Source organism: uncultured Maricaulis sp. (assembly GCF_947259345.1).
Taxonomy (GTDB): domain Bacteria; phylum Pseudomonadota; class Alphaproteobacteria; order Caulobacterales; family Maricaulaceae; genus Maricaulis.
In genome coordinates this window covers 40,102-50,919 of record NZ_CAMYLS010000021.1, presented here as the reverse complement: position 1 = coordinate 50,919, position 10,818 = coordinate 40,102, and the positions used below count along the sequence as shown (strand labels likewise).

Here is a 10,818-nt window from a genome sequence, read left to right as displayed (position 1 = left end):
GCGTGCGACCGGGTCGCGGGGCACTAAACGACCGACCCCATCTACCTGGCGCATTGGAATCGGGGTGGAGACAGCCCGGGAAAACTCCGCAAGCGGGATGCCGAGGACACCACGGACACCGCAGACCCGCCACACGGACACCCCGGTGTCCGCCGGCATCCCGCTTCCTCCCACCTCCGCCGCAATCGCGTGCGGAGCTGGACGCGCATGCCTGCACCCATCACCGCCGGCAATCAGCCGCCCGGCTACGCCCCCCGTCCTGTCAGGAGAGTCCCAATCCGGACTCGCCTGGACCCGGTTTTCGTGTAGGGTAAACGCCTCGGAACATAGAGGGAACACCACAATGCTTGGATATGTGACACTGGGAACCAATGACCTGGAAAAGGCCGCCGCCTTCTACGACAAGCTGTGCGCCGAATTCGGCGTCGGACGGATGATGGGCGACGAGAATTTCATCGCCTGGGGCAAGCCCGGCGGCGGCGCCGGCATCGGCCTGACCAAACCCTTCAATGGCGAGCCGGCCAGCGTCGGAAATGGCGTCATGGCGGCCTTCCAGGCCGACAGCAAGGAACAGGTCGACAAGGTCTACAAGATGGCCGTCGAAGAGCTCGGCGCCACCTGTGAAGGCCCCGCCGGCCCCCGCGGCGACACTTTCTACGCGGGCTATTTCCGCGACCCCGATGGCAACAAGCTGAACGTGTTCACGATGGGCGGCTAAGCCCGGAACGCACGTGGATAAGGCCTCCCCCCGCCCGGCGTGGGGAGGCCTGACCCGTGAGCGCCGGACCAGGACGTGCCTGCCAACCTTTGCCCGGGGCCCGTGCCCAATCGGCGTCTGACAGCTGACTCCCGGCCTGTGGATCCAGCGCGCCTGCGCGCAGGGCTGTCCATACATCGCTTGTCAGCCAGCAGGCCGTCTCCGCTTCTTCAGCTCAAGGGTGAAACCGCGACGCGGCGCGTACGCGCCCTTGACCTGAAGAAGCGGATACGGCGAGATCTCGACAAGCGGTCTATGGGGTGGTTTGCGCTGTAGGCGCGGGATGGGCCACTGGGGGCACCAACCTTCCCTCACCCGCCCGCCAACGCTTCAAAGAAATGCTTGCGGCAGAGCGAGACGTAATCCGACTTCTCCACCGCAACCTGCTCGCCCTCGGCGATGGCGCTTCCGTCCGCCTGGCGGCGCAGATTCATGGTCGCCTTCCGGCCGCAATGGCAGATGGTGCGCACTTCGCGCAAATGGTCGGCGAGGGCCAGGAGTTCGGCCGAGCCGGGAAAGAGCGCGCCGCGAAAATCCGTTCGCAAGCCATAGCACAGGACGGGCAGGCCGAGCTGGTCAACGACGCGGGCCAGGGCGCGGACCTGGTCGGCGGTGAGGAATTGTGCTTCGTCAAAGAAGATGGCGCCCAGCGGTCCCTCGCCCTGGCGGGTGGCGATGGCGGTGAAGAGGTCGGTCTCCTCACCGAAGATATGCGCCGGTGCGTGCAGGCCGATCCGCGACTCGATAGCGCCCATGCTGGCATTCGGCGTGTCGGCATGATGCGCCGAGGTCCACAACATCACCTCCATCCCGCGCTCGCCGTAATTATGGGCCGCCTGCAGCAGGATGGCCGACTTGCCGGCATTCATCGCGGAATAGGTGAAGTAGAGCTTGGACATGGCGCTTTGCTAGCGCGATTCCGGGCCGCGCAAATCGGCTCTGTCAGGTCGCGGATCTGCGCACGCGAAGCATGGCCAGCCAGACCAGCACGGACAGATCGAACAAATTTGTGACCAGATCAGCGATGACCGTCCACCGCGTCGCCGCCACATCCGGCAGGAAGACCGAGGTATAGGCGATCCAGATCGCGGTATCGATCGCAAAGCCACCGGCATAGACAAGCAGGGCCAGATCGGTCCGGCCGCGCCAGATCATCGCGCCGGCGAGGCCATAGGCGAGTACATAGAGCAGCCAGGGCGCGAGAATCCAGACCGGCCCGGCACGGAAAAAGACCGTCATTTCCGGTCCGGTGGTGACCAGGCCGGCGACAACCAACACCCCGAGCGCCCAGACCCCCAGAGCGTAGACCGCACGCACCATGATCGCGATGGCGAAGACCGATGACAGGTTGAAGGGATTGGTTTCACGTCCCACGTCTCGATCTCCTTGCGGCTCCCCTCAAAGATAGAGCCGCGATGGCGCGCGGACCAGAGCGATCCGACGTGCGTTCTCCACGAGCTTGTTGCGCCCCGGCCAGCTGCCCGCTTAGATGATCCCCGGGGGCCAGTCATGACCAGTTCATCTACATCCGGGAGCGATGCCACAATGGCCGAGCGTTGCGCCAATTGCGGCGCCGCGCTCGACGGGCCCTTTTGCGGGCAATGTGGCCAGTCGAGCACGGAAATCCGCCGCCCGATCCTGGTGCTGGCGACGGACACGATTGGCGATATTTTCGTATGGGACGGGCGTTTCCTGTCCACCTTGCGCGCCCTATTCTCCCGACCGGGCAGTTTGGCACGCGCCTATGCCGATGGTCAGCGGGCCCGATGGACGCCCCCGATCCGGCTCTACCTGCTGGTCAGCCTCGCCTTCTTCGCCGCCATGAGCCTGGGCGGGGTGCGGCCGATCGCCGTCTATCTGTCACCCGATGGTGACACCATCCGCAGCCAGAGCGCCGGGGACATCGCGGCCCGACGGGCAAACATTGCAGCCTATGCCGAGCTTTACGCGCCCGGCAGAGCCCCCATGAGCTGCGGCGTCCTGCCCGGGCCCGACGAGATCACCGCAGACGGGCGCCTCGTCTTCGCGCGGGGCACCGATATCGCAATCACGCCCATGCTATGGGGCCAGGCGCCGGAGGCGCGGGTCATTGATGATGCGACACAGGCCTGCATGGAGGAGGACATACGGACGGTCGGCCTGCACGACGCCTTTGCCCAGCTTCTCATCACCGCCATCCGCGACCCCGCCGGCTTCGAGGCCCGCGCCTCTGCGGCCGCGGCCCAGGCGCTGGTCCTGATGGTTGTGGCCCTGGCCCTGCTCAACCTTCTGCTCCACCCGCGGCGGACCCTGATCGAGCATGTGATCCTGTCGCTGTATTTCCATGCGCTGCTCTTGCCGGGTTATGCCGGCATGCTGCTGATCGGTTATCTGGCGGCCGGGATATCGCGGCGATCAGCCTTCCCCTGGCCGTGGCGGCCATCATCGCCGTGGCCGGGCTGATCTGGATATCCGACCGGCAATTCTACGGATCGAGCTGGTATGGCGCCTTGCTGCGCCTGCCGATCCAGCTGGCCGGATATTCCGCCGCGATCACCGCCGCGATCTTCGCCCTGATGTTTCTCCCACTGCTCTGACGGCTCAGGCCGCCTTGTCACTGAGAGAGTGAGCGGCCTGCGCGATCTCCTCCGCTGAGCGCTGAAGCTCTTCATTGCCGCGGGCAATGTCTGTGACGGCGTCGGACACCTTGGAGACGTCGGACGCGGCCTCGCCCATGTTGCGGCTGATATCCTGGGTAACCGCGACCTGCTCCTCGACCGCCGCCGAAATACCTGCCGCGATGTCCTCGATCTGGCCGATGACGCCGCCGATCCGGCTGATCGCCTGGACCGCCCCGACCGTGCTGTCCTGGACCGCCGTGATCTGCTTGGTAATATTCCCGATGGCGTTGGCGGTCTGGCCGGCCAGGTTCTTGACCTCCGAGGCCACGACCGCGAAACCCTTGCCGGCTTCACCCGCGCGGGCCGCTTCGATGGTGGCATTGAGGGCGAGCAGGTTGGTCTGCTCGGCTATCGAGTTGATCAGCTCGACCACTTGTCCGATCGATTGCGCCGCGGTCGACAAGGTATCGATCACCGCCGCGGTTTCCTGCGTCTCGGTGACTGCTTGCCGGGTGACATCGAGAGCGCCGGTAACCTGATGCCCGACTTCCTGGAAGGAGGCTGACAACTCCTCGGCTGCCGCAGCCACGCTCTGCACCATCTGCGCGGCCTTGCCGGAAGAATTTGAGGCCTCGCCCGTTTTCTGCCCAGCCGATGCGATATTGCGCGTCACGGTTTCCAGACCCCGACCGACCTGCTCGCGCACCTGGTCACGACGTTGGCTCGCCCTTACCGCTTCGGTAACGTCAACGGCCAGCTTGACCACGCTGACCGGCTTCCCAGCGAGATTGAAGACCGGGTTGTAGGTCGCCTGCAACCAGACATCACTTCCGTCCTTGCGAATACGGCGGTACTCGCCGGACTGGAATTCGCCGCTCCGCAGGCTGTTCCAGAACTCCTGATAGGCCGGGGACCTTACGTAATCGGGATGGCAAAACAGGGAATGGTGACGCCCGACCACTTCACCGGCGTCATATCCCAGGGTCTCACCAAAAATCGCGTTTGCCGAGAGAACATTGCCCTGCAGATCGAAACGAATGAGCGCCTGGGAGCGTTCAATGGCCTCTATGGTACTCTCAAAGGCGAAACGGCGGACCCGGCTCTCGGTGATGTCCGAGGCCAGCTTGACCACGCGCTTCACCCGCCCGGCGCTGTCGAGCACCGGATTATAGGTGGCCTGGATCCAGACGGTCTCACCGTCCTTGCGCACACGGCGGACTTCCTCTGCGTAGAACTTGCCGGCGCGCAATGCATCCCAAAACTGACTATAGTCGCTGGAGCTTGCATCGCGTTCGGACAGGAACATCCGATGATTGCGGCCAATAATCTCGGCGGCGTCATAGCCGAGAACCCGACAAAAATTGTCATTGGCGCCGACGATGGTTCCGTCAGGCTTGAAGCTGATCATTGCGTAGGATTTGCCAAAAGCGTCCAACACTGCACGGTTTTCAGACCCAAAAAGCCTCATCGTGAAAATCCTCACTAGGCAGGGCAGGCATTTCGCCCCGCAACGCCATCGATAATTTTATTACAAAACGAAAAAAATCCTAAAAATGCGTCAATACATGTAGTTACCAATTTCCAACTATAGACGAAATCTGCTCCATCTCAGGATGCAAATAATACAGATCAAAACTATTCCGAAAGGCGAAGACCGGAACCTGCACAACCCTGCTGGCGCAAAACCCAGCGTCCCGGCGCCTCCAAAACCGGCGCGCCCGGACTGCGCCGTCGTGTACCGCTGGGCTTGCCCCTTCAATCCGCCACAGTCCTCACCTATATTAGAGGTGTCGGCTTGCCGACTATGGCGATAAACGCGCTTGTAATAACCGGACCGGACCCGGGGGCAGTACCCGGCGGCTCCACCATAACTGTTCTGCGTTGGCGGACATGCTTGGGGCCGAAACAGGATCGACGGACGGGTAAAGAAGATTGCTTTCGCCGGGGTGAGGCCCCTTACAGGCTCATTTTCAGAGTTGCCAACGACAACTTTGCTGAAGAGGTCGCTCTCGCTGCGTAATGCGGTGCGAATGACTTCGCTTTAAACTCCTATTCCCTTTAGCCGGAATAGGCGGGGCCCGGAGGCGCCTGGCAACAGAAGCCTCCACTTTCACGCGGCCGGACCCGAACCGCGCCACCCCACCTCATGGCTTATAAAATACTATTGCCGGGCCCATTGACTTGCGCGCGAAATATAGTACGCTGACAAAACCTTCGGCGCTGGGCCGGTTCTTTCTGTCTGCGAGGTTACGCCATGGCGCACGCTCACCCGCTGATAGACCGACTGGAAAACCACACACTCCTCCTTCGCTTCGACAGCGATGCGGAATGGGCCGACCTTCTCACCGGTGTGGAACGCTTGTCCGAACACAATACGTCCGGCCGTCCGGTCAATTATCTGCTGGAATTCGTCGGCACGGCGGCCTTTTCCAACCAGGGCCGCGCGGAGAATATCGCGGAGTTCTTTCTGCAATTCATCCCCGCACGCACGGCCCTTGCGATCGTACGTCCCGCCGGACTGGCAGAAAGCCCGGGCGCCATGGTGTTCCGGACCCGGCTGGCGGAAGCGGGTTTCCTGACCGGATGTTTCGACACGACCGACGCCGCCCGATTCTGGCTCGAATTGCACCCACCACAGTGCGGCGCTACCGCCCGCAATTGCGGACCGGACTGCGCCAACGCGTTCACGACCGCCTGCCCGCCCATCCGTGCATCGACATCCCGCTGACACCGTTGTCTCCATGTGCAATGGCGCAGCCCTTACTCGTTGACCTGCTTGAGGCTTGGAGTACCCTTCCGGACGTATGATGGGGGAGTATGACATGGCCAAGGATCTGATGCGCTACGACCTGATGGCGCAGGACGCGCTTCGCGGTGTTGTGCGCCAGGCTCTGCTCAAGGCCCAGGCGCCGGAAGGCCTGCCCGGTCCGCACCATTTCTACATCACCTTCCGCACCACGGCGCCGGGCGTCGATATCGACCCGACCCTGCTGGAGAAATACCCGGAAGAGATGACAATCGTCCTGGAACACCAGTTCTGGGACCTCAATGTCACGGAGACCGGTTTCGAGGTCACGCTCAAATTCTCCGGCGTGCCGAAATATCTCAAAATGCCCTATTCCGCGATCTCCCGCTTCCACGACCCAAGCGTCGGCTTTCATCTCCAGTTCGAGCATGAAGGCAGCGAAGACGAGGCCAGCTTCCCGGATGATGATCCCAAGCCGAAAAAGGGCAAGACCGGGACCGATAATGGCAGTGCCGACAAGGGCGATGGGGCCCAGGTGGTCAGCCTCGACAGCTTCCGCAAGAAGTGAGTGAACCCTCTCATCTGCTGGCACCCGACCTGGCGGGTGGACCGCCACCGGAGCCGCTGAGTGACGGTGACATACGCGACCGACTTTCCCAGCGCGGCGTGCGCACCAATGTTTCCACCCTTCTCGGCTTCGAACTGATCGATTTTTCGGTCGAAGAGCGCTGGATTGATGCGCGTTTCCATCCCACGCCGCAGCTCGCCAATCTGCGCGGCAGCGTGCAGGGCGGCATCATCACCGCGATGATGGACGAGGTCATGTCCCTCTCCGTACTGGTCGCTGAACGCTTTACCTGCGGCGTGCCAACCCTGGAGATCAAGACCAGCTATTTCGATCCGCTGCCGGTGGAGCCCTGCCGCGCCCGCGGCCAGGCCACACGGATCGGCGGACGGGTCGCCTTCATGGAGGGCACGATCTGGACACCGTCCGGCTCGATCGCGGCGCGCACCAGCGCCACCTGCCAGGTCCGCCGGGTCAAGCCAGCCGCGAAATCGTGACCCTCGCACCGGCCCCGACCGGCAAGACAACCGCCCTCATCCTGATCGCGGCCTCACAAGTCCTGGCCCTGTCGATCTGGTTTGCCGGGGCTGCGGCCCTGCCTGCCCTGATCGCATCCAGCGAGATCGACCCGATCCGCCAGGCGGCCCTGACCAGCAGTGTCCAGCTCGGCTTTGTCATCGGCGCGCTGGCCAGCGCTCTCACGGGTCTTGCCGACCGCTTCCCACCGCAACGCCTGTTTGCCGCCGGCGCGATCATTGCCGCGCTGGCCAATCTGCTCGCCCTGCAGCTCGAGCCCGGCGGGCTCGGCATGATTGCCAGCCGGGCGGTCGCCGGTGGCGCCCTTGCCTTGGTATATCCGGTCGGGATGAAGCTGGCCGCCAGCTGGGCGCGCGGCGATGCCGGCTTTCTGGTCGGCCTCCTGGTCGGCGCGCTGACCCTGGGCTCGGCCCTGCCCTTTGCCTTCAACCTGGCAGGCGAGGTCAGCGACTGGACCCTGCCCTTCGCCGCCTCGTCCATCGCCGCGCTCGCCGCCGCCGGACTGATCCTGTTCGCCCGCGGTGGTCCGGGCCTGCGCCCGGCAGCACCTTTCGACCCGGGTGCGGTCGCGCTCGCCTTTCGCGATCCGGCCCTGCGCCTGACCAATCTGGGATATCTCGGTCATATGTGGGAGCTCTATGCGATGTGGGCCTGGATCGGCCCCTTCACCCACGCCTACTGGCAGCGCCTGGATGGCAGTGCGCGGCTGGGCGATCTCACCGCCTTCGCCGTCGTCGCCAGTGGCGCTCTCGCCTGCCTGGCAGCCGGACGCCTCGCCGATCGCCTCGGGCGCACCCGCATCACCATGATCGCCCTGGCCATCTCCGGCAGTTGTGCACTTCTGGTCGGCCCGCTTTTCGGACTTTCGCCCTGGCTGATGATCCCGGTCCTCATCGTCTGGGGCATGGCGGTGATCGCCGACAGTGCCCAGTTTTCAGCCGCCATCACCGAGCTCGCCCCGCCCGAGCGCACCGGCACGCTTTTGACCCTGCAGACCGCGATGGGCTTCGCGCTGACCGTCATCATGGTCCAGGCACTGGGCCTGTGGATCGACTGGGTGGGCTGGAGCTGGGCCTTCGCACCGCTGGCTATCGGCCCGGCAATCGGCGTGTGGGCCATGGCCCGCCTGCGCGCGCGACCGGAAGCGGCCAGACTCGCAGGCGGTCGCGGCTAGGCCCAACCGGCGTCAATAGGCGCGCGTGGTTGATCCATTGGCAAGCGCGGCGTCGAGGCTGGGCGAAGCCGCATCCACCACCCAGATCTCGCCGCTCCCGCAATCGAAATCGGCAGCCAGACGGTCCGCCATCTCACGGGCAATCGCATTGGCATTCGGTACGGCAGACGCATCGACATAACCGATATGGCAGGAGGTCGGTGTTTCGCCGGCCCGTAACGCCGTGACAATCAGGGTCTCCTGACGCTCCGCATCACCGGTCTCGAACGTCGCCGAGATATAGCGATGGATGGTGGCATAGGGCGTACCGGCGAGGCTCACCCGCCATTCGATCACCGTGTGATACTGACCGAAATTGCCGACATAGCCGCCATACTGACCGCGTATATCGGGGTCCTGCCGATCGCTGAAACGCGACGACTGACCGTGCTCACCAGAGACGGAATACCAGGTCCAGTCACCCACTCCGTCGCAGGACTGGATATAGCTGGGCCGCTCATCCTCGGACATCAATTCCTGTCCCGTGCAGCTGCCGCGCTCATCGGTGTAGGTATAGACAGCGTCCTGCGCCATCGCGATAGCACCCAGACCCAGACCGCTGGCCAGAATGGCCGCCAAACTCATGCGCTTCATCTCAAACTCCCCCTGAAGACCATCAGGAAAGCCTGACAGTGCAGCAAGGGCAAGCCCCGGATCCGCCATTCCAGCGAAAGCCGCGGGCTGGCCAAGACCGCGGGAATTGTCTTTATGGTGAGAAATTCACTGCCCGGGGAAGACGTCATGATCCTGCGCCGACTCAAGCGCCACGTATCGGACCAGAACTGGTTTGCCGTCGCCATCGAGTTTCTCATCGTCGTGATCGGTGTCGCCGCCGGCTTCCAGTTGACTGGCTATTATGACGAGAGCAAACGCCGCTCGATCGAGACGTCCTATCTTGAGGGCATTGCCGACGATTATGCGATTTACCAGGAATTGCTGCTGTGCAGGGTCGATGGTGAAGCGGCGATTGCGGCGAGCCTGGTTGACCTGATCCATGAGATCGATGGAGCCGAACTGACACCCGCGGAACGTCGCGCGGTCATTTCCACCTTGCCCATGAGCCATGTCGTACAGCCCGGGCTGGTCATGGAGGGCAATACGAGCGCGCTGATCGGCGGCGATCTGGTCGCGATGATCAGCGATAGCGTCTTGCGCGGGCGCATCCTGGCCGCGCAAAGCATCGGAACCGCGTCCGTCGGTTCACTCAACCAGATCGAACGAGCCTATTACACGATTGATCCCATCACACCCTACACCACGCGACACTGGGATGACTCCATTCGATACTTTGTTGCGACCGATTACGACATCGGCGCGATGCGTCAGGCGCCGGGGCTGCGGGACGCATTGATGGATCTCGCCAATCTTCATCAGTCGGCGCGCACAAGTCACCAAATCCTGCTTGACGCCGTCGACGCCGTCCTTGAGCGACTTGTGGACATGGGTGTGCGAGACGCCCCTCAAGCACCGGCCACTTGTCCTTATGATCTGACGCTGCGCGACTCCGAGCCTGCACCGTCAAGCAGACCGGAGTAAAAACGCGGTTTCGCTTGTCATTACGGTTGCAACAAACCACAATCGGTTGAGGCACAAGGGCGAGGGCCACATGGCGTTTCAGACGCATTACCGGCCGGAGCCGGGCTTTTTCGAAACCACCATCACCGGGTCAGTCAATGCGGATGACGTCATCGCAATCGACGTGGAGGTTCTGGGCTCCCCACATTGGGACGGCGGCAAACCTCGCCTCGTCCTCGTCGATCACAATGTCGATCTGAGCGAGATCGACATGGCTTCTCTGGCGGAAGAAATCCTGCCGCATCTCGAAGCTGCCCGCGCACGCCGAACCCGCAAGGAACGCATTGCCTGGGTCGTGCCGAATGACCGCAATCGACCAATCGTGGCGGTGTGGGAATTGATGCCCGACAAGGACAGTCTTCAGGATTTCAAGAGCTTCAGCAATCAGCCCGAAGCGATGAGCTGGCTGCTCGCGGCGGACGATTAGGCGTCTTCGAGCACCCGCACTTCCTGCATCGGACGCGCCGTCACCGAAATCCGCGGACGATCGCCGTCCATCTTCGTGACAATTAGCCGCTCGACCTGGCTGTCATCATGAAAGACCACACCGGTCAGCGCGTCGAGCACCGCCTTGGCAACATTGTCGACATCATGGGTTGGTGTATTGGGAGTCCGTTCGATCTCGATACAGACTTCGTACGGCCCCCATTTCGGCCGCGCCCGCTTGAATTCCAGACGGAAGAACTCCCCGATCAGCGATTTGAAACGCCGGGTCTGGGTCGTGACCGCATCGACACGCAAATTGAGTTCGTCGCCAGACATGTGTGCCTGAACCTTCCCTCGTCCAACCCAGTTCTGCGCCTTGCCCCCGCGGCGATGCGCATC

Annotated in this window: 14 protein-coding genes and 1 other RNA gene; 10 read left to right on the top strand and 5 right to left on the bottom strand. The window is 63.1% G+C overall.

Annotated elements, in window-relative coordinates:
• The first annotated feature begins 343 nt into the window (after window positions 1–343).
• On the top strand, window positions 344–718 hold the full coding sequence (locus Q0X62_RS10605; protein ID WP_297735255.1) for a VOC family protein: 375 nt from the start codon (window positions 344–346) through the stop codon (window positions 716–718).
• 350 nt (window positions 719–1,068) lie between these two features.
• Here Q0X62_RS10605 and Q0X62_RS10600 read toward each other — a convergent pair whose 3' ends face one another.
• Window positions 1,069–1,656, bottom strand: a complete 588-nt coding sequence (locus Q0X62_RS10600; protein WP_297735252.1) for a thymidine kinase — start codon at window positions 1,654–1,656, stop codon at window positions 1,069–1,071.
• Between the two features lie 43 nt (window positions 1,657–1,699).
• Window positions 1,700–2,131, bottom strand: a complete 432-nt coding sequence (locus Q0X62_RS10595; protein ID WP_297735249.1) for a hypothetical protein — start codon at window positions 2,129–2,131, stop codon at window positions 1,700–1,702.
• A gap of 135 nt (window positions 2,132–2,266) precedes the next feature.
• On the opposite strand from Q0X62_RS10595, the gene Q0X62_RS10590 reads away from it, so the two are divergent.
• Entirely contained in the window at window positions 2,267–3,199 is a 933-nt protein-coding gene (locus tag Q0X62_RS10590; RefSeq protein ID WP_297735245.1) for a DUF3667 domain-containing protein, read from the top strand.
• Window positions 3,169–3,333, top strand: coding sequence for a hypothetical protein (locus Q0X62_RS10585; RefSeq protein WP_297735242.1), 165 nt, complete (start codon window positions 3,169–3,171; stop codon window positions 3,331–3,333). The genes Q0X62_RS10590 and Q0X62_RS10585 overlap by 31 nt, the downstream gene beginning before the upstream one ends.
• A 4-nt stretch (window positions 3,334–3,337) precedes the next feature.
• On the opposite strand, the gene Q0X62_RS10580 is transcribed toward Q0X62_RS10585, so the two are convergent.
• Window positions 3,338–4,765 carry a PAS domain-containing methyl-accepting chemotaxis protein gene (locus Q0X62_RS10580; protein WP_297735239.1) on the bottom strand — a complete coding sequence of 476 codons (1,428 nt, stop codon included), beginning with the start codon at window positions 4,763–4,765 and terminating at the stop codon, window positions 3,338–3,340.
• A gap of 342 nt (window positions 4,766–5,107) precedes the next feature.
• Between Q0X62_RS10580 and ssrA the strand changes: the two genes are divergently transcribed.
• From ssrA to Q0X62_RS10555, 5 genes are all read left to right on the top strand, one after another.
• Window positions 5,108–5,466: a transfer-messenger RNA gene (gene ssrA, locus Q0X62_RS10575) on the top strand.
• A 145-nt stretch (window positions 5,467–5,611) separates the two neighbouring features.
• Window positions 5,612–6,085 carry a hypothetical protein gene (locus Q0X62_RS10570; RefSeq protein WP_297735236.1) on the top strand — a complete coding sequence of 158 codons (474 nt, stop codon included), beginning with the start codon at window positions 5,612–5,614 and terminating at the stop codon, window positions 6,083–6,085.
• 94 nt (window positions 6,086–6,179) lie between these two features.
• Window positions 6,180–6,671, top strand: a complete 492-nt coding sequence (locus Q0X62_RS10565; protein ID WP_297735233.1) for a ClpXP protease specificity-enhancing factor SspB — start codon at window positions 6,180–6,182, stop codon at window positions 6,669–6,671.
• Window positions 6,668–7,165, top strand: coding sequence for a PaaI family thioesterase (locus Q0X62_RS10560; RefSeq protein ID WP_297735230.1), 498 nt, complete (start codon window positions 6,668–6,670; stop codon window positions 7,163–7,165). Before Q0X62_RS10565 ends, Q0X62_RS10560 begins: the two co-directional genes overlap by 4 nt.
• Window positions 7,162–8,379 carry an MFS transporter gene (locus Q0X62_RS10555; RefSeq protein ID WP_297735228.1) on the top strand — a complete coding sequence of 406 codons (1,218 nt, stop codon included), beginning with the start codon at window positions 7,162–7,164 and terminating at the stop codon, window positions 8,377–8,379. Before Q0X62_RS10560 ends, Q0X62_RS10555 begins: the two co-directional genes overlap by 4 nt.
• Before the next feature lie 12 nt (window positions 8,380–8,391).
• Here the strand turns inward: Q0X62_RS10555 and Q0X62_RS10550 are convergent, their stop codons facing one another.
• Window positions 8,392–9,012 (bottom strand): hypothetical protein, encoded by a 621-nt coding sequence (locus Q0X62_RS10550; protein ID WP_297735225.1) that lies wholly within the window; start codon window positions 9,010–9,012, stop codon window positions 8,392–8,394.
• Window positions 9,013–9,159: 147 nt separating this feature from the next.
• Between Q0X62_RS10550 and Q0X62_RS10545 the strand changes: the two genes are divergently transcribed.
• Both Q0X62_RS10545 and Q0X62_RS10540 read left to right on the top strand, forming a co-directional pair.
• Complete coding sequence (locus Q0X62_RS10545; protein ID WP_297735222.1) at window positions 9,160–9,954, top strand: hypothetical protein; 795 nt, start codon at window positions 9,160–9,162, stop codon at window positions 9,952–9,954.
• Window positions 9,955–10,024: 70 nt separating this feature from the next.
• Window positions 10,025–10,420 (top strand): hypothetical protein, encoded by a 396-nt coding sequence (locus Q0X62_RS10540; RefSeq protein ID WP_297735219.1) that lies wholly within the window; start codon window positions 10,025–10,027, stop codon window positions 10,418–10,420.
• On the opposite strand, the gene Q0X62_RS10535 is transcribed toward Q0X62_RS10540, so the two are convergent.
• Window positions 10,417–10,755, bottom strand: a complete 339-nt coding sequence (locus Q0X62_RS10535) for a RusA family crossover junction endodeoxyribonuclease (protein ID WP_297735215.1) — start codon at window positions 10,753–10,755, stop codon at window positions 10,417–10,419. The genes Q0X62_RS10540 and Q0X62_RS10535 overlap by 4 nt on opposite strands.
• Between the last annotated feature and the right edge of the window lie 63 nt (window positions 10,756–10,818).